The sequence below is a fragment of the Rhizobium yanglingense genome (assembly GCF_977109285.1).
In genome coordinates, this window is sequence record NZ_CDSAWY010000004.1 from 660,782 (window position 1) to 679,190 (window position 18,409).

11 protein-coding genes and 6 pseudogenes are annotated in these 18,409 nt (G+C 62.0%); 7 read left to right on the forward strand and 10 right to left on the reverse strand.

Annotation, left to right across the window (positions count from 1 at the left end):
- The first annotated feature begins 7 nt into the window (after positions 1-7).
- Positions 8-415, forward strand: a complete 408-nt coding sequence (locus ACW4PC_RS08290; RefSeq protein ID WP_455873451.1) for a DUF2000 family protein — start codon at positions 8-10, stop codon at positions 413-415.
- 52 nt (positions 416-467) lie between these two features.
- Here ACW4PC_RS08290 and ACW4PC_RS08295 read toward each other — a convergent pair whose 3' ends face one another.
- The 4 genes and pseudogenes from ACW4PC_RS08295 to ACW4PC_RS08310 form a co-directional block, all read right to left on the reverse strand.
- Positions 468-1,133, reverse strand: a complete 666-nt coding sequence (locus ACW4PC_RS08295) for an OmpA family protein (RefSeq protein WP_455873452.1) — start codon at positions 1,131-1,133, stop codon at positions 468-470.
- 197 nt (positions 1,134-1,330) lie between these two features.
- On the reverse strand, positions 1,331-2,329 hold the full coding sequence (locus ACW4PC_RS08300; RefSeq protein ID WP_455873453.1) for a flagellin N-terminal helical domain-containing protein: 999 nt from the start codon (positions 2,327-2,329) through the stop codon (positions 1,331-1,333).
- Between the two features lie 268 nt (positions 2,330-2,597).
- Positions 2,598-5,752: pseudogene (locus tag ACW4PC_RS08305) on the reverse strand (efflux RND transporter permease subunit).
- Positions 5,753-5,754: 2 nt separating this feature from the next.
- Positions 5,755-6,936, reverse strand: a pseudogene (locus tag ACW4PC_RS08310) (efflux RND transporter periplasmic adaptor subunit).
- A 341-nt stretch (positions 6,937-7,277) separates the two neighbouring features.
- Here ACW4PC_RS08310 and ACW4PC_RS08315 point away from each other — a divergent pair.
- Positions 7,278-9,870, forward strand: a pseudogene (locus tag ACW4PC_RS08315) (ATP-dependent helicase).
- A gap of 647 nt (positions 9,871-10,517) precedes the next feature.
- On the opposite strand, the gene ACW4PC_RS08320 reads toward ACW4PC_RS08315, so the two are convergent.
- Together ACW4PC_RS08320 and ACW4PC_RS08325 are read right to left on the reverse strand one after the other, a co-directional pair.
- Complete coding sequence (locus tag ACW4PC_RS08320) at positions 10,518-10,865, reverse strand: hypothetical protein (protein ID WP_455873454.1); 348 nt, start codon at positions 10,863-10,865, stop codon at positions 10,518-10,520.
- Positions 10,862-11,257, reverse strand: a complete 396-nt coding sequence (locus ACW4PC_RS08325; RefSeq protein ID WP_455873455.1) for a DUF488 domain-containing protein — start codon at positions 11,255-11,257, stop codon at positions 10,862-10,864. The genes ACW4PC_RS08320 and ACW4PC_RS08325 overlap by 4 nt, the downstream gene beginning before the upstream one ends.
- Positions 11,258-11,430: 173 nt before the next feature.
- On the opposite strand from ACW4PC_RS08325, the gene ACW4PC_RS08330 reads away from it, so the two are divergent.
- A complete protein-coding gene (locus tag ACW4PC_RS08330) occupies positions 11,431-11,667 on the forward strand; it encodes an SIP domain-containing protein (RefSeq protein ID WP_455873456.1) in 237 nt (78 codons plus the stop codon).
- A gap of 202 nt (positions 11,668-11,869) precedes the next feature.
- Positions 11,870-12,502, forward strand: coding sequence for a bifunctional nicotinamidase/pyrazinamidase (gene pncA / locus ACW4PC_RS08335; protein WP_455873457.1), 633 nt, complete (start codon positions 11,870-11,872; stop codon positions 12,500-12,502).
- Here the strand turns inward: pncA and ACW4PC_RS08340 are convergent.
- The gene (locus ACW4PC_RS08340) at positions 12,492-12,755 is read right to left on the reverse strand and encodes a DUF2164 domain-containing protein (RefSeq protein ID WP_455873458.1); all 264 of its coding nucleotides are present in this window, start codon (positions 12,753-12,755) and stop codon (positions 12,492-12,494) included. The two genes, pncA and ACW4PC_RS08340, sit on opposite strands and share 11 nt — an antisense overlap.
- Before the next feature lie 131 nt (positions 12,756-12,886).
- Between ACW4PC_RS08340 and ACW4PC_RS08345 the strand changes: the two are divergent.
- Both ACW4PC_RS08345 and ACW4PC_RS08350 read left to right on the forward strand, forming a co-directional pair.
- A pseudogene (locus ACW4PC_RS08345) lies at positions 12,887-13,604 on the forward strand (AzlC family ABC transporter permease).
- A 1-nt stretch (position 13,605) separates the two neighbouring features.
- A pseudogene (locus tag ACW4PC_RS08350) lies at positions 13,606-13,915 on the forward strand (AzlD family protein).
- Between the two features lie 21 nt (positions 13,916-13,936).
- Here ACW4PC_RS08350 and ACW4PC_RS08355 read toward each other — a convergent pair.
- Positions 13,937-15,774, reverse strand: a pseudogene (locus ACW4PC_RS08355) (aminopeptidase P family protein).
- 270 nt (positions 15,775-16,044) lie between these two features.
- On the opposite strand from ACW4PC_RS08355, the gene ACW4PC_RS08360 reads away from it, so the two are divergent.
- Complete coding sequence (locus ACW4PC_RS08360; RefSeq protein WP_455873643.1) at positions 16,045-16,227, forward strand: hypothetical protein; 183 nt, start codon at positions 16,045-16,047, stop codon at positions 16,225-16,227.
- 155 nt (positions 16,228-16,382) lie between these two features.
- On the opposite strand, the gene ACW4PC_RS08365 is transcribed toward ACW4PC_RS08360, so the two are convergent.
- Entirely contained in the window at positions 16,383-17,261 is an 879-nt protein-coding gene (locus tag ACW4PC_RS08365; RefSeq protein ID WP_455873459.1) for a 50S ribosomal protein L11 methyltransferase, read from the reverse strand.
- 17 nt (positions 17,262-17,278) lie between these two features.
- On the reverse strand, positions 17,279-18,406 hold the full coding sequence (locus ACW4PC_RS08370) for an FAD-dependent oxidoreductase (protein ID WP_455873460.1): 1,128 nt from the start codon (positions 18,404-18,406) through the stop codon (positions 17,279-17,281).
- Positions 18,407-18,409 lie beyond the last annotated feature (3 nt).

The following is an 18,409-nucleotide window of genomic DNA, read 5'->3' on the forward strand; positions in this document are numbered from 1 at the left end:
GACTGGAATGTTTGATACCAAAATTGCGATCGTTCTGCGAAACAATCTTGCGTCATGGCAGAAGCTCAATGTAACCGCCTTTTTGATGAGCGGCATCGCCGGGCAAAATCCCGCGATCATCGGCGAGGCCTACAGGGACCGCGCCGGCAACACCTACAATGCCATGTCAGTCCAGCCGATCATCGTGCTATCGGCCGATGAGGCGACGATTTCAGCGATACATCGCCGCGTGCTGGAACGCGAGATTCCATCCTCGCTGTTCATCGAGGAGATGTTTGCAACCGGCCATGACGCCGCCAATCGCGCCGTATTTGCCGAATACGCGCCGGAAGACGCCAAGGTCGTGGGCGTCGCTTTGCGCGCCGGCAAGAAGATCGTCGACAAGATCATTAAGGGCGCGACGATGCATGCCTGAAACGAAAGACGGCCGGCGATGACCCGGCCGTTTTTGATAAATGTGGCGCAGCTCAGCTCTGCGTGATCGGCGCGATCTGAATCTCGACGCGGCGGTTCTGGGCGCGGCCAGCCTCCGACGCGTTTGACGCGACGGGTTGCGACGGGCCAAAGCCGACGGCAGAGACGCGACGCTGGTCGATACCCTGTCCGCCGAGATAACCGGCAACCGAAAGGGCGCGGCGCTGCGACAGATCCTGGTTATGCTGCAGGCTGCCGGTGGAATCCGTATGGCCGTTGACATCGATCAATGTGCGGTTGAACTTCCTGAGCACGACCGCTACCGAGTTCAGCGTCGGATAGAAGCCCGGCTTCACGGCGTCCTGGTCGATGTCGAAGGTGATGTTCGACGGCATGTTCAGGATGATGTTGTCGCCGTTACGCGTCACTGAAATGCCGGTGCCTTGGAGCTGGGCGCGGAGTTCCGCTTCCTGCTGGTCCATGTAGTTGCCGATCGCGCCGCCTGCGAGCGCGCCGAGGCCCGCGCCGATCAGCGCCGCATTGCGCGGGCCGTGCCCGCGTCCGCCAAGGGCGGCACCCGCAAGCGCTCCGCCGACAGCTCCGAGCATTGCCCCGCCTGCGGTGTTCGACATTTTCTGCTCGCCCGTATAGGGGTCGGTCGTGGTGCAGGCGGTCAGGTAGCTGGCGGCCATCGCCAGAAGTACGAATTTCTTGATCATGGACAGAAAGCTCTCCGTTCGAAGCTGGCCCGAGCAAATATTATGGAATGCGGCAACAAGATGAACGCGTCCCCTCCGATAAAACAAAATCAGTGGAATGGACACGTCTCGCTTGCACAAATCCCAAGGATATCGCCAATTTGCCACAGCGGTCTCGACAGGCTCGACAATATCGAGTCAGGCGGGACCGCATGCGCTTAGAAGGCCTGGAAGAGTTGCCTTACGGTGTCGTAGCTGGCATTGGCGATCGAGAGCGCCTGCAGGCCAAGCTGCCGCTGCGTCTGCAACGCCGTGAGCTTGCTCGACTCCTCTTCCATATCGGCATCGACCAGACGCCCGATGCCTGAGCTGTACGCGTCGAAAAGCGTTTTGGCGAACTCGTTCTGGAGCTCGATGCGTTTTTCCAGCGCACCAAAAGCCGAGCCCACGGTGGTCGTCTGCCTGAGAATGCCGTCCACGACGCTGATCATCTCATCGACCTGATCTTTTGTCGTCGAGGATGAAAGCCCGATCTCCACTTGTCCGGCGGTATTGCCCGCCTTGCTCAAAATCATGACGTAATTCTGCGAAGCGCCCATTTCCGTCGCGAAATAGGATGACGTCAGAGCGCCGTATTCGCCGCTCCCGCCGGAACGGTCGTCGACGAGGTAGCGGGCATCCTTCGATGTGGTGACGCCCGTCGACGGCAGGTCGATATGATAGGTCAGCGTGCCGACGGTGACCGTGCCGTCGGCATTGCGGATATAGGACGCCGGAATCTGCTTCGGCTCGGTGGGATTGTCTTCATCCGTCAGGACGACCCAGTTGTCGCTGTTGAAGGCTGCCGCTTCGGCGACGGAGCGCAACTGTGCCTTCAGCTGCGTCAGCTCCTCATTGATCTTTTCCTTATCGACGCCCTGTTCGGTCGCAGCGACAAGTTTCGCCTTGATTTCGGAAACGACGTCAACGGCGCGGGCAACGCCCGTATAGGCCGTACCCATTGTGGCGGCCGCCATGCCGAGCGCATCCTGAATGGCAGCATGCGCCTTATTGTCGGAGCGGGCCGTCGTCGCCACCGACCAGTAGGCGGCGTTGTCGCGGGCCTGTTCGACGCGAAAGCCGGACGAGACGCGGTTCTGCGTCCGCGTCAGGCTGTGGTTGATATCACGAAGCGTATGCAGCGCCGCATCGACAGATGTGCGTTGAAAAATACTCACGGGAACGAAACTCCGAACACAACTACATGCTACTTAAACAAACAGCGAACCGTGTCCGCGAAACGTCATGTTCGGGCGCTGAAATCAGCGGGTGGGCAAGCCTCCGAAACGCCGAGGCATCTGATCGGTTACGGGTAGATCATTGCGTTTTACGCTTAAGAAACATCTAACGTTCAGAAGAAATTTATTCTGTTTTGCAACCTTCATTGACACACGAACACGCCGCCGCGATGGGAGGCGGCGACGTTTTAAGCAGACGGCGTCAAATCTACTCCGCGGCCTGGAGATGCTTCGGGATCGGGCACCGGTTTCGGCCGTGCCGCAATCGCCATCTCCTCGTGCAGACGGGCTTCCTCATGCGCATGTGGCTTGGCAAAGCGCGCCACCAGCAGATAGGCGACCGGCGTGATAAGGAGCGTGACCAGCGTTGCGAAACCCAGTCCGCCGACGATCACCCAGCCGAGCGCGATACGCGCTTCCGCGCCTGCGCCATGCGCAAAGACCAGCGGAACGCCGCCGAGGATGGTGGCGATCATCGTCATCATGACAGGGCGCAGGCGCAGCGCGCAGGCGCGTTCGATCGCCTCGCGCACTTCTACCCCGCGGTCGCGGAGCTGGTTGGCGAACTCGACGATCAGGATACCGTTCTTCGCCATGACGCCGACGAGCAGCACGAGGCCGATCTGGCTGTAGATGTTGAGGCTCGATCCGGTGATAATGAGCGCGAAGACGGCGCAGGCAAGCCCAAGCGGCACGGTCGACATGATGATCAGCGAGGACAGCACGCTTTCGAACTGCGCCGCCAGCACCAGGAAGATGATCACGATCGCAAAGCCGAAGGTGAGCGCCATGCCGCTGGAGTTCTCTTCGAGGGTCGCCGCTTCGGCAAGTGGAACAAGACGCGCGCCCTGGCGGCAGGATCGGCTCGGCAAGCTCCGTCACCTGCTTGACGGCATCGCCGAGCGACATGCCCTCCTTGAGGCCCGCCGTGATCGCGACGGAAGCGAGCTGCAATTCACGGTTCAGCTGCGGCGCAACCGCGCCTTCCTTCATCGAAGCGATGACCGACATCGGTACGATCTTGCCCTCGCCGGTCTTCAGGAAGACGTTTTCGAGATCCGTCGGATCATCGATCGGCCGCATGGTCGAAGTGAGCAGAACCGGATAGGCATCGCCATTGACGAAGACGTCGACCACGGAACGTCCCTCGAGCAGCGACTGCATCGCCGTCGAAAGCCCGGTGATATCGATGCCGAGATCGGAAGCCCGCTCGCGGTCGATCGTCACCGAGACCTGCGCCTGCGTCGGCTCGTTGGTCAGGCGCGGCGTATCATACTGCCCGGTCGCATCCAGCGCCTGCACCAGCTCGACGGCGGCAGCCGTCAGGCGGTCGTAGTCATTGCCGACGAGCGCCATCTGCATACCGCTGCCGGCGCCGCGAATGCGCAGGCTGTTCGAGGATATCGCATTGCCGCGAAGAGCGGGCACGCGCGATGCCGCCCGGTTGATGTCCTGGACGATCTGCGCCTGCGTGCGGTCGCGCTCGCCCCAGGGCGCCAGCGTCAGCACCATGAAGCCGCTATTGGCCGAGCCGCCCTGGCCGGAGATCGAAAAGACGTTCCTGATGTCGCCGCTGTCGACCAGCGGCTGCAGGTATTCTTCGACGAGCTGCAGCTTGTCGCGCGTATATTCGAGGCTCGATCCCTGCGGCGCGGTGAGCCGCATCATCACCATGGCGCGGTCCTCGTTCGGCGTAAGCTCGCTCTTGACCGTCGAGAAGGCGACAAGCGCCGCCCCGGCAAAGAAAACCGACGCGACAATGACGACCAAGGGCGCGTTGAGGCAACGCTGCAGGCTCCATTGATAGACACGCGCAAACGCCCCGCCGAAGCGGCCGAGCGCGCCATGATCCTCCAGCATTGGCTTCGTCAGCATGCGCGAGGCGAGCATCGGACAAAGCGTCAGCGCGACGATCGACGAGAGACCGACCGAGAAGGCCAGCACGAAGCCGAACTCCCGGAAGAGACCGCCCACCTGCCCCGGCAGGAATGACAGCGGAATGAAGACGGCGGCAAGCGTTGCCGTGGTCGCGATGACCGCGAAGAAGACCTCGCGCGTGCCGAGGACGGCGGCCGCCCGCGGCCCCATGCCTTCGGCGCGCCGGCGCACGATGTTCTCGAGCACCACGATCGCATCATCGACGACGAGACCTGTCGCCAGGACGATGGCGAGCAGCGTCAGGATATTGATCGAGAACCCCACCAGATAGATCGCAGTCAGCGTGCCGATCAAAGCCACCGGCATGCTGACCGCGGGGATCAAGGTTGCCCGCCAGTCTCGCAGGAAGAGGTAGATGACGCCGGTGACGATGACGCCGGCAAGGATCAGCGCCAGCACGACCTCGTGGATCGCTCCCTGGATGAACACGGCGTCGTCGCTGGTGATCGCGATCTTCGTGCCTTCCGGCAGCGTCTTCGAAAGCTGCTCGACCACCGTCTTGATGCCGCTCGAAATATTGAGCGTATTCGATTGCGCCTGGCGGATGACGCCGAGGCCGATGCCGCGCTTGCCATTAGAGCGCAGCGCCGTATCGCCGTCACGCGGCCCGAGCGTCACCGTCGCGACGTCGCCGAGACGCACGCGGTCCTGCAGGATGACATTGGCGAAGTCCTCCGGCTTTTGCAGGCTCGCCGTGGCGCGCACCACGATGTCCTGTGTCGTGCTCTTCAGCGATCCGGCAGGAACGTCGAGGGCGGAGTTGTCGAGCGCCTCCGTCAGATCGCCGACCGTCAGCCCGCGGCTTGCGAGAGCGCCCTGGTCGACATCGACCCGGAAGATCTTTTCCTGGTCGCCGTATTGCTCGACATCGGCAACGCCATCGACGGAGGCCAGCCGGTCGACGATCTCGTTTTCGACGAGGAGCGTCAGGTCATCCATGTTGAGCTTGGTCGAGGTGACCGCAAGACGCATGATCGGCTGTGAATCCGCATCCGCCTTGACGATCTGCGGGGCGTCGGCATCGTCCGGTAGCTGCTCCATGATGCGCCCGATCGCATCGCGCACGTCGTTTGCGGCGACGGCGAGATCGACGGTATCGGAGAACTCCAGCGTCACGCGGCTTTGGCCGAACTGCGATTGCGAGGAGATCGATTTCAGCCCGCTGACGCGCGCAACTGCGCCTTCGATGACCTTCGTCAGCTCTTGATCGATCGTCTGCGGTGCAGCGCCGTCGAACATGGTGCGCACGGTCACGACCGGGCGGTCGACATCCGGCAGTTCGCGCACTTCGATCCCGGCATAGGCAGCAAGACCCGCCACCACCATCAGCGTATTGAAAACCAGCGCCAGGATCGGGCGCCGCACGAAGAGTGCCGTAAAGGTCTGCTTGCCGGAGGCTCTCTCTGGAAGTTCGGTGACGGTCACGTTCATTGTGTCGCGACCCCGTTGTTCGAGGCCAGTTCATTGCCGGTCCGCACCGGCCCGCCCTCGCGGACGCGCTGCAGACCCTGCGTCACGATGGCGTCCCCATCCTTGATGCCGGCTTTCACGAGCACGAAATCCGGATTGCGTTGCACGATGCTGACGCGCACCTTGTGCGACTTGCCGTCGACCACCTGCCAGACGAAAGAGCCCTGCGAATCCCACTGAACGGAAACCGGATCGACCGCAGGATATTTTTCGCCCGCGAACTTCATGCTGACATTGAAGGACATGCCAGCGCGAAGCTCGTCGGCGCGGTTGTCGATCTTGGCGCGGATGCGCAGCGTCCGGCTGGCCGCGTCGATGCGGTTGTCGACTGCCTGGACCACTCCGGTGAACACCTGCCCCGGCCGCGCGACCGACGTTACCTCAACCGGTTGGCCGACCGAAACCGTATTGGCGAAGCGCTCCGGCACCCAGTAGTCGACCAGGATTTCCGAGCGGTCGTCGAGTGTCACGATCGGCGTGCTGGTGGTCACGTTGTCGCCGATGTTGACTGGGACGATGCCGACGATGCCGTCGATCGGCGCCACGATGTTGCGCCGGGTGAGATTGAGCTCGGCGGCCTGCAGCTGCAGCCGCGCGCCCTGCTCGGCAATCTCGGCATCGAATACGTCCATGCGCGCAACGCTGGATTTGATGTTGTGATAGAGATTGGATTTCTCGATCGCGCTCTTCAACGCCACTTCGGCCTGCCCCTTGGCGATCACCTGCTCCTCGCTGTCGAGCTTGGCAAGCACCTGCCCCTGCTTGACCTTGTCCCCGGACTTGATGAGGATTTCACGGATCGTGCCCATTGCCTGCGGCGTCACCACCACCGAGCGGATCGCGTCGCCTGTGCCGATCGCGTTCAGCCGGTCGTTGACCACGCCCTGCACGACGGCCTGTGTCACGACGAGAACGGCGCTGTTGCGCCCGCTGCCATTGCGTCCTGCGCCGCCCTGGGCGCCCTCGCCCTGCCCCGACGCACCGCCGGAACTCCACGGGAGGAGCCACCTTGGCGACAATGTTTTCCGGGACGCCGGCATTTCTCAAAACATCAGCCGCACCCGGCACAAGAAAATCCATCCGGCAAAGCCGGCCGCAATAACGATAAGAGAAAGAACAAACTGCTTCCAAAAAGCCATTCACGTCTCCGGAGGACCAAGGGGTCAGACCTGGGACGATCGAAAAGAGCGCCTTTAGACATTTTCCCCACCTGACTGCGACAATATCGCCCCTTTACAAGCGGCCATCAAGCGCACGTGCTAGTCATTACAGAATTGTAATCTCCATCCTCGCGAAAACAGGTCACTTTTGCTTGAGCGGAAGCGTATTTCCGGCCTGAATTGCCAATCGCTACTTTGGGCATCTGCCGCCGCCCCAAATGCGCCGCGCCGGCAACGGTCAGCTTTCGTCCTGGAGGCGCTGGAATGAACCAAGAACATCTTTTCTGGCCTTTCCATCCCGAATCACTACATTACGCGCCATGAGCAATAGTTTCGACGATATCCCCTTCTTCGACGAAGAACCGGGTGAAGCGCCGCGCAAGCCGCAGGCGCCCGCCCCTGCAGCCGGAGGGATCGCCGCCCGCGCCATGGCTGCCCGCGACGGCGGCAAGCGGCCGGACTACCTTGCAGGCCTGAACCCCGAACAGACCGAAGCGGTCGAAACGCTGGAAGGCCCGGTGCTCGTGCTGGCGGGCGCCGGCACTGGCAAGACCCGCGTGCTGACGACCCGCATCGCGCATATCTTGAGCACCGGGCGCGCCTTCCCCTCGCAGATCCTCGCCGTCACCTTCACCAACAAGGCGGCGCGCGAAATGAAGGAACGCATCGCGCTACTCGTCGGCGGCGCCGTCGAAGGCATGCCCTGGCTCGGCACCTTCCACTCGATCGGCGTCAAGCTGCTTCGCCGCCACGCCGAGCTCGTTAACCTGCGGTCCGATTTCACCATCCTCGATACCGACGACGTCGTTCGCCTCGTCAAGCAGCTGATCCAGGCCGAGGGCCTCGACGACAAGCGCTGGCCGGCCAAGCAATTCGCCGGCATGATCGATACGTGGAAAAACAAGGGCCTCGGCCCCGCCGACATTCCCGAAGGCGACGCCCGCGCTTTTGCCAACGGCAAGGGCCGGGAACTCTACTTCGCCTATCAGGCGCGATTGATGACCTTGAACGCCTGCGATTTTGGCGATCTGCTGATGCATCCCATCGCTATCTTCCGCAAGAACCCGGACCTGCTCAAGGAATACAACCAGCGCTTCCGCTATATCCTCGTCGACGAATACCAGGATACCAATACTGCGCAGTACATGTGGCTGCGGCTGTTGGCGCAGCGGCCGAGCCGAAAGTCCATCTCCCCCCTTGTGGGAGAAATGCCCGGCAGGGCAGAGGGCGATAACCCCTCGGACAGCGGAGCGAGTACACCCGCCTCTGTCGGCTCCCCCGACATCTTCCCCACAAGGGGGGAGATCAGGGACACCACCATCAACATCTGCTGCGTCGGCGACGACGACCAGTCGATCTATGGCTGGCGCGGCGCGGAAGTGGACAATATCCTGCGCTTCGAGAAAGATTTCCCGGGCGCCAAGGTCATCAAGCTGGAGCGCAACTACCGCTCGACCGAACACATCCTCGGCGCCGCCGCGCATCTAATCGCGCACAACGAAGGCCGGCTCGGCAAGACGCTGTTCACCGACCGCGTCGACCCGGAAGACGTCAAGGTGCAGGTGCATGCCTCCTGGGACAGCGAAGAGGAAGCCCGCGCCATCGGCGAGGAGATTGAGGCCCTGCAGCGCAAGCAGCATAACCTCAACGACATGGCGATCCTGGTGCGCGCCTCCTTCCAGATGCGCGAATTCGAAGATCGCTTCGTGACGCTCGGCCTCAACTACCGCGTCATCGGCGGCCCGCGCTTTTACGAGCGCCTCGAAATCCGCGATGCCATGGCCTATTTCCGCCTCGTCGCCCAGCCCGCCGACGACCTGGCCTTCGAGCGCATCATCAACACCCCGAAGCGCGGCCTCGGCGACACGACCGTGCGCGCGCTGCACGACTACGCCCGTGCCCGCGACATCCCGATGCTCGCCGCAGCCGCCGACATTATTGAAACAGACGAGCTGAAACCGAAGGCGCGCAAGGCGCTCTTCGACGTGGTGCATAGCTTCAGGAACTGGCAGCAAAGGCTTGAAACGACGCCGCATACCGAACTTGCCGAGCAGATCCTCGAGGAGTCCGGCTACACCGACATGTGGAAGGCCGACAAGACGGCGGAAGCGCCCGGCCGGCTAGACAACCTCAAGGAACTCATCCGCTCGATGGAGAGCTTCGAGTCGTTGCGCGGCTTCCTGGAGCACGTCGCGCTGGTCATGGATGCCGAGCAGAACGAAGACCTCGACGCCGTCTCGATCATGACGCTGCATTCGGCCAAGGGGTTGGAATTCGACACTGTCTTCCTGCCAGGCTGGGAAGAAGGCCTCTTCCCGCATCAGCGCTCGCTCGACGAAAGCGGCCGCGCCGGGCTTGAGGAGGAGCGCCGCCTCGCCTATGTCGGCATCACCCGCGCCAAGCGCCGCTGCCACATCTGGTTCGTCTCCAACCGCCGCATCCACGGCCTCTGGCAATCGACCATCCCCTCGCGCTTCCTCGACGAACTGCCGGAAACCCATGTCGAAGTCGCCGAGGTCGAGCAGAGCTACGGCGGTTACGGCCGCGGCGGCTACGGCCAGTCGCGCTTCGACAAGGCCGACCCCTTCGCCAATTCCTATTCAACCCCCGGCTGGAAACGCGCCCAAGCCAACAAGACCGACGCCACCCGCGACAATTGGGGCACCCGCTCGGGCCACGCGGTCGAACGTATCGGCTACGGCGAAAGCGGCCCCAAGGGCCGCACCATCGAAGGCGAACTCGTCGCCAAATCCACCTTCCACCGAACCCTCCCGCTTCCAGATGGGCGACCGCGTCTTCCACCTGAAATTCGGCAATGGGAATATTACCGGGATCGAGGGCAACAAGCTGACGATCGATTTTGATCGGGCGGGGCAGAAGAGGGTGTTGGATGGGTTTGTCGAGCGGGTTTGACGAGCCGGCTGCGCGGCACGAGGCATCTCGTCAAAAGTCTGACCCCGACATTCACGGCCGGCGTTTTTCGCGTTGATGCCGCCCCATTGCTTGAAGAAAAAGCCGTCTCGGATTTCGTCACACACAACCTTGATTTCAATCTATCCCTGCGACATCCATCGGCCACCTTGGCACCTTCGTACAGAAATTTGCGCAGTAAAATACGGATCAAGCTTAATCGTCGTATAGGCACTGCAATAAAACCCTGAATTTAGATTGAATGTATCCGGCATTTGGCAATCGTTGCAGACGAGAGCTCGAGACGCTGTTCGAGCGGGCTGGGGCCTCATTCCGACATCGGCCGTCAACTGCACCTCACCCATTCGTGACTTCCCCCTCCACCCTCCCTTCCCCATACTCCCTTCGGGCTGGTATAGGAGGATCGAGATGAAACGCTATTCACTATCGGTGATTGGTCTGTCTCTGGTGATTGCCGTTCTCAGCAATCCGGGCATTGCACTGGCAACTTGCAACAAGCTTATTGGGACCTGACCTCTTCAACCATCCATGCGGACGGCGACGCGACGGCGTTGCGACCAAGCAAAACCTGACGGCCGGGTAGAAGCGTGTGCCGAACGTCTTGTGGAGCGGGCATGAATAATGCCCGCTCACCCCCACGTCGGCATCTTGCCCATCCCCAGAATATCGTTGACGAGCGCGATCGCGATGCCGATGGCGACGATGCCCAATCCGATCAGGAAGAGCCGCCGCGACCGGTCGTATTTGGCAGCAATCAGCGAATCCCGCGCCAAAAGGTCGGCGAAGACCTTCACCTGCAGACCGATGCCGACGGTCAGGAGCAGCATCGGCAGGATGTCGATGCGGCTCCAGTCGTTCGGGTTGGAGACCCAGCGGCTGATGAAGCTCAGCGAAAAGCCGAGAATGATGCCCGCGGCCGTCAGCGAGCCGTTGCGGAAGGTGGCGTCGATCTTCTCTTCTGGCCCTGGCTCGGTCATGGCTTGCTCCCGGCTGCTCTTCGTGGCCAAGGAAGGCAGAAATAGCCGGTAGGATCGGCAAGAGAGCGCATCTGCCGCCTAGGCGCTGGCCTTCGCCCTGAGCTGCGCGCCACGCTCCGCAAGAAGCCGCGCAGCAGGCTGCGGTGGCAGCGGCTTTCGTTTTCGCAGTAGCAGCCGACGGCGAAGTTGGCGGTGTGCGAGAGTGCGGCCAGCGTGTCGAGGACCCGACTGGTGTCGGGTGCGGCCATTTCCTTGAGATAGGCGCGGGAAAAGGTCTTCCACTCGGCTTCGGTCTGCGCTGCCTTCGCCTCGGCCACCAGCTCCTGGCTCGGCGACAGCATCGGCAGCCAGACGTCGTAATAGTCGCGGCTCGCAAACTCCTCCTTCGGCACGCCCCGCGGCGGGCTGGGCGCACGGTGCCGATGCGCAATCCCTCGTCCTTGCTCCGCGGCGAGCCCAGTTGCACGATGCTGATTGCCATTGTGGGTCCCCGCCTGGCCGGACGAGAAATCTAGCGCGATGGCCGTGTTTTCTCCTCAGCAGCAAGACACACCCCCGTAGGTGCATGAGCCGGTTGCGTCCAATCCGCTCGCGGGCCGGGCGTACAGACAAGGATTTACGAAGCTTTGGCCTCACGCTTCCCGCCGGCGACGGCTATGTCTGGATCGCTTGCGAAACACTCGTCGCCAAGCGCCTGCGCGCCATCATGGTCGATGAGCGCCAGCATCCGAAAGCCTGGATCAAAGCAGCGGGCTACTGGAAGCGCGGCCAGGCCGACTTCCACGAAACGCATGGCGATTGAATTGCCGCCCGTGCCGCTGGGATAGGCTTGGGCTGGCGTTACTCCACTCAGGCGCCGCGCGGCAGGCCGCGTCGCGCCATCTCACTCGCGACACATGCGCGCTTCCTCCAAAAAAAGCTTGCGCTTGACCACCCGCAAATCCACTAGTTGATAGCGGCATATCCGCTTGGCATGCTGCACCGCAAACGTATGGAGTCGCCTTTTGAAAGCGTTGTTGCTGGTCGATATTCAGAATGGTTTTTGCCCGGGCGGCAATCTTCCGGTGCCGGACGGCGATCAGGTGGTGCCGGTCGCAAACAAGCTGATCGACAGCGGCAAATACGATCTGATCGTCGCCTCGCAGGACTGGCATCCACCCGGCCACGGAAGCTTTGCCTCCTCCCATCCGGGCAAGAAGCCTTTCGAAATGGGCGAGCTTTCCGGCAAGCCCGGCAGACGGTACGCGCGGCCGGATCACTGCGTAAAGAACACCCTCGACGCCGAACTGCATCCGGCGCTGAAATCCGAAGAGATCGACCTTATCGAGCAAAAGGGCGAAGTCCTGCTGGTGGACAGCTATTCCGCCTTCCGCGACAACGACCAGGATGCCTCGACCGGGCTTTCCGATTTCCTCGAAGACCAGGGCGTGACAGAGCTCGACGTCTGCGGCCTGGCGACAGACTATTGCGTCAAATTCTCGGCGCTCGATGCGCTGGAACTCACGCCCGGGATCAAGGTCCGCTTCATCGAAGACGCAAGCCGCGGCATCACGCCGGAAGGGGTGGCTGCCGCAATTGACGAGATGCACGCACGCGGCATCGAGATCATCACCAGCCAAAAGGCTCTCACCGGCTGAGGCTCAGTCCCGCGCCGCCTGCTCCAGCCCGTAGATATCGTCTGCAAGGTCGTCGGCACGCTTCAGAAACGCCGCATGTGCATCCTGCAGCCCCTGCTTGTAGTGTACCGGCGCCGATCTCCTTGGCGAAGAAGTCGAGGACCAGTTCCGACTTGAGGAGCCCTACCGGCTGATCCAGTTCCTTGTCGAAGAAGTGCTGGATCCGCGCAATCAGCGCGGCCTTATCGTCCTTGGAAAAGTCTATCGGCTTCATCGTCTCGTCTCCTGCCATTGTCAGACGTTCCACCGTTCAGCGAAATCGATCGGTCGATCAAGGAAATTCGATTGCGGCGGGAGGCGCTGGGCACATAGAGCAGGTTCGTTTTTGAAGGAGGACAGCTGCCGATGAGTTGCGCGGATTTCGTTGAGGGTTTGCGGTGCCTTCCACGGTCGCCGTGGCGTCCGCGCCTTTCGCAGCGCGATCGCGCGCGCTTGCCGTTGATAACGGCATGTCGCTCAGCGAGCTCATGCCGACCTGAGCGCCACCGTCTATGCGGGTGCCAGCGAGATGGTCGGCATCGAGCTTTTCGGAAACAACGTCCAGGCCTGGCTGATCGTCGCCTCCATTCTCGCCGTCAATTTCCGCCATGTTCTCTACTCGGCGGCGATCGCGCGCTACGTCCGCCATTTCACGTCGCTGAAACTTCAGCCCCTTCCTGCTGGTCGACCCGCAATTTGCCGAGATGGTGAAGCGCGGCGAGGAGGGCAAGCCAGTCACCTTCATCTGGTATCTCGGCTTCGGCATCATCATCTACGTGCCCTGGGTGCTGGTCAGCCTTCTCGGCGGGCTGCTCGGCAGCTTCATCGGCGACCCGAAGGCGCTCGGCCTTGATATCCTGCTGCCCGCCGATTTCCTTGGTTATCGTGCTCGGCTTCCGCAACCGCGACAAACTCCTCCTTCCTGGTCGCCCTCGTCAGCGCCGTCGCCTCTGCGATCGCGCTATTATGTCGGCTCACCCTGGCATGTCAGCCGGCGCTGCTGGCCGGCATCACCCTCGGTCTGTCGCCGCCATTGCCTGGCGCGCTCAAGCCCGAACCCGAAAACGAACCGCACCAGGTCTGAGATGGAATTCGATCTCCAGATGGTCCTTGTGATCCTCGCATTGGCTGTTGCGACCTATGCAACGCGCATTGGCGGCTATGTGCTCATCACCACGATGAAACGCATCCCGCCACGCATGGAGGCAGCCCTCAACGCCGTCCCTGCCGCCGTGCTGACGACCATCGTCGCACCGGCCTTCTTCGACGGCGGTTGGGATTCCAAGCTGGCGCTTGTCGTCGCCCTGATCGTCGGCCTCAGGGTGTCGCACACCTGGATGCTCGTCGCGGCCTGGCTCTGTTGTCATGGCCTGGCGCCGCACGATCGGATTCTAGGGCCGCGCGGCGCTTTAAACCTCAATATTCCAGCGGCAGCGTCGGCATTTTCCAGCCAGGCTTTGACGTCCTCGTCGTGGATCAGCGGCATCAGCGCTTCGCGGGTGCGGGCGTGATAATCGTTGAACCAGTGCAGCTCGTCATGCGTCAGCAGTTCGGGAATAACGATCGTGCGGTCGATCGGGCAGAAGGTCAACGTCTCGAAGCCCAGCATCGGCATGTCGCCGCCATGGATGTCCTCCGCCTCGCGCACATAGATCAGGTTTTCGATGCGGATGCCGAAGCTGCCCGGCCGGTAATAACCCGGCTCGTTGGAAAGGATCATGCCGGGCAGCAGTTCCTGCGTCGAAAGCCTCGATATGCGCTGCGGCCCCTCGTGCACGGAAAGATACGAGCCGACGCCGTGGCCAGTTCCGTGCCCGAAATCGACGCCCGCCCGCCAGAGCGCGATGCGCGCCAGCGGGTCGAGATCGCAGCCCCGCGTGCCCTTCGGAAAGCGCGCCGTGCTGATCTGGATCATGCCCTTCAGCACCAGTGTGAAAAAGCGCTTCTGCTCTTCCGAAACCGCGCCGATGCCGACGGTGCGGGTGATGTCCGTAGTGCCATTGATGTATTGCGCGCCGGAATCGATCAGGAAAAGCTCGCCAGCATTGATCGTCCGGTCGGTGTCGACCGTCACGCGGTAGTGCATGATCGCGGCATGCTCGCCGGCGCCGGAAATCGTGTCGAAGGAAACATCCTTGAGCGGGTTCTGCATGTTCTGGCCGACGCTGGCGCGCACGGCCTCCAGCTTCTCGGCCGCGGCAATCTCCGTCACCGTGCCCGGCTTTTCCTGCGACAGCCAGTAGAGGAACTCGACCATCGCCGCGCCGTCCTGCAGGTGGGCCGCCGCCGAGCCGTTGAGTTCGACGCTATTCTTCACCGCCCGCGGCAGCTTGGCAGGATCGGCACCCTCCACCACTTCGCCGCCTGCCTTGCGGATGATGTCTTCAAGCGCATAGGATGCGATGTCCGGATCGATCATAACCCGGCGGCCATCCTTCGACACGGCCGCAAGCCGTTCGTCGAGCGAAGACGGCGGCAGTTGCACGCATATCTGCGCAAGATAGGCTTCCGGCTCGATGCTGGTCTTGCGCTTATCAAGGAACAGCTCGGCCTTGCCGCCTGCATGGATGATAGCACGGGCAAGTGGATGCGGCGTATGCGGAACGTCGGCACCGCGGATATTGAAGATCCATGCAATCGAAGACGGATCGGCGATCAGCACGGCTGCCGCATTCTTCTTGGCGAGATCGGCGGCAATCGTCGCGATCTTGTCCTTTGCCAGCGTGCCGGCCTGGGCGACATTCTGGATGACGACGGCCCCGAGCGGTTCGGCCGGCCGATCCGTCCAGAGCCTGTCGAGCGGATTGTGCGGCAGGATCACCAGCGTGCCGCCGATCTCGGCAAGTGCCTTTTCAAGACGCCGCACGTCGGCGCCGGAATGCAGCCACGGATCGATCCCCAGACGCATCCCCTGCTTGCCGTTCTTGGGAATCCGAGACATGCGGCGGCTCGTTGACGAGGTCACCGCCGGCAAAGACGGAACTATCAACCTGCTCGGCAAGCTGCGTGACGTAGCGGCCGTCGACGAAAATGATCGCCTGGCTATGGGTGATGAGCGCAATGCCCGCGGACCCGGTGAAGCCGGTCAGCCACGCCAGGCGCTCCGCGCCCGCCGGCACATATTCGCCGTTGTATTCATCGGTACGCGGCACGAGAAAGGCGTCGATGCCGAGCGCCTCGAAACTCGCGCGCAGTTGCCCGACCCGATCGCGGCCGAATTGTGGCGTAGAGGTGACCTCAAAAGACTGGAACATCTGAAAACCCAATAGCTATATCCGAATCCGCCAAAAAGCGGGGCGGCCCATGTTATCGAAAAATCAGGGCAATGGGAGAAAAAGCAGCCAGTTTCCCCCATGTCAGGCCGCTCAATATTTTGGCAGAAATGTGACAAGAAAACCGAACCTGGCACGCTTTATGCATTCAACGCATGGCTCCCATGAACGAAACCCTCTGCCTAAGGATTTGGGAATAGCTATATACGGCGCATCAGACGGGTTCGGAAACCGAGCCCGCAACGAAAAGGAATTGAAAATGACTGCCTCTCTGTCTCGCGCTTCGCTTACAGCAGCCCGGTGCAGGCTGGCGAACGCCAGACTGTGCATCACGTCATCGGTGCCCGCCGCCCGCTCAATGGGGATAGCCTCAAGATGCTCGGCACGGGCCACAAGGTTACGCACCACAAGGGTGTACCCAGCTACGCGTTCTGAGCTATTTGCCGCTTCGTTTCTCCTCCTCCCTCAACGGACCGGCAATCAGAACTGTAGAGCCCGCTCGAGCGCTCCTCCTCCTTCGAGCTCGCGGGCATGGCCGTTTAACGGTCGAAGGCGGTGCCAATGGCACCGCCTTCTTTTTTGCCGGTAGCTTACGGACGGTCGAGATGGATCGTCACCCAGCCGTTTCGCCAGATGGTGCGGACGTGGCGGAGCTTCGCGCCATTATAGGCCGAAAGCACCTTCCAGCGCTGTTCTGCGAGGATGCCGGACAGGATCACCGAACCGGAAGGCGCCAGGTGCTCGGCCAGCTTCGGCGCCATCTTGATCAGCGGCCGCGCCAGAATATTGGCGATGATGAGGTCGAACGGCCCGTGTTCCGTAAAGGCCGTCGAATGAAAGCCTGACGCAGTCTTCGCAACGATCCCCGAGGCAATGCCGTTCCGCCGCACGTTTTCGGCCGCGACACGCGTGGCGATCGGGTCGATGTCGGTTGCCAGAACCGGGATATTCTTGAGCTTGCGCACCGCAATCGCCAGGACGCCGCTGCCCGTGCCGAGGTCCAGCGCATTGCCGACCGGCCGCGAACGCAACACGCCGTCGATCACCTCCAGGCAGCCGGCCGTCGTGCCATGATGGCCGGTGCCGAAAGCCTGCCCCGCATCGATCTCGATACCGATATCGCCGGGGCGGACCTTGCCGCGGTCGTGGGAGCCATGCACGAGGAAGCGCCCTGCCCGGACAGGCTTCAGGCCTTCAAGGGATTTCGCCACCCAATCGATATCGGGAATGATTTCGCGCTCGACCTTCAGGTCGGGGAACGGCGCCTTAAGCGCCTCCTCGACGCGAAGGCGAACCTCGTCCTCGTCCTCCCTCATCATATAGACGGAGGCTTCCCAGATATCCTTCTTCTCATCGATCTCGGTCGTCGCAATCGCGAAGTCCTCTTCACCGAAAACGTCGGTCAGAAGATCGAGAACCTGCCCGGCCTTCTTTTCGGCCGTCGTCACATACAGGCGAATTTCACTCACTCGAACTTTTCCTATTTCTATTGCGCGCCGTCGATCCAGACCGGCGGCGGCGTGTCATAACCGGCAACGCTGCGAAGAAACCGCCTGGCAAAGCCCGGAACGCGGATCAGCAGCGGTGCGAAAAAATTGCGAAGGCCGGTCGCAACCGGATGATGCATGGTCACCAGCCTCGTTAGCCCATAGGTCTGCTTCAAGACCGTTTTGACCGCCGGCATTCGAAGGTCCGCATAGTCCTGTTCCCTGCCTTCCGATATCAGATAGGCGAGCCAGCAGGCATCCTCGATGCCGAGATTCATGCCACGGGCGCCCGCCGGCGAATGGATATGAGCCGCATCACCAGCGAGGAAGACGTTACCCTTCGACATGCGCTCGACATGCCGGAAATGGATGCGGAAATTCGCGGCCCACACCAATTCGCCGCCAGGCACCGGATGGGCGATGCGGCTCTCGAAATCCGGAAGCGTCGAGAGGTAACGCACCGAATCGCCGGAAACGGGAATCCGGCCGACGATGCCAGGATTGAACAGGCTGATTTCGACGTAACGCGGATCGATCGGCTGCGGATAGCGGTAGTCCGCAAGATAGAAGGCCTCTTCGATCGCCTCGCCCGGGAAGCCGAGGCCTGCAGCCTTGCGCACGGTGGAATGTGCGCCATCGGCACCGATCAGGATATCGAGGTCGATTTCCTCCCGGCAGCCATCTGCGCGGCGCAGCGTCACATGCGGCCGGTCCATCGTGCCGGTGACGCTTTCAAGCACCGTCTGCCATTCAGGCTCGACTTCATAGTCGGAAAGCTTGCCGAGCATCAGCCGTTCCGTATGGCCCTGCGCAAGCACCTGGATTGCCGGAAAGCGGCCGTCGATTTTGGAAGGATCGATCTCGAAAAGCACTTTCTTGCCCGACCGTACCCGAAAGCGATCGATCCGATAGGCCTCCTGCTGGATTGCGTCAGCGGCCCGGGAAGGCGAAAGCAAGGTAAGCGTGCGCGCATTGATGCCGAGCGCCCGGCTTTCCGAAAGCGGCACCGGGCCTACATCGCTGTCGATGATGCGCGGGCGAAAGCCTCGCCGGGCGAGCTCGATTGCTGCCGCAAGACCCGTCGTGCCGGCACCGGCGATCAGGATGTTGCGATGCCCGGCCCCCATGGT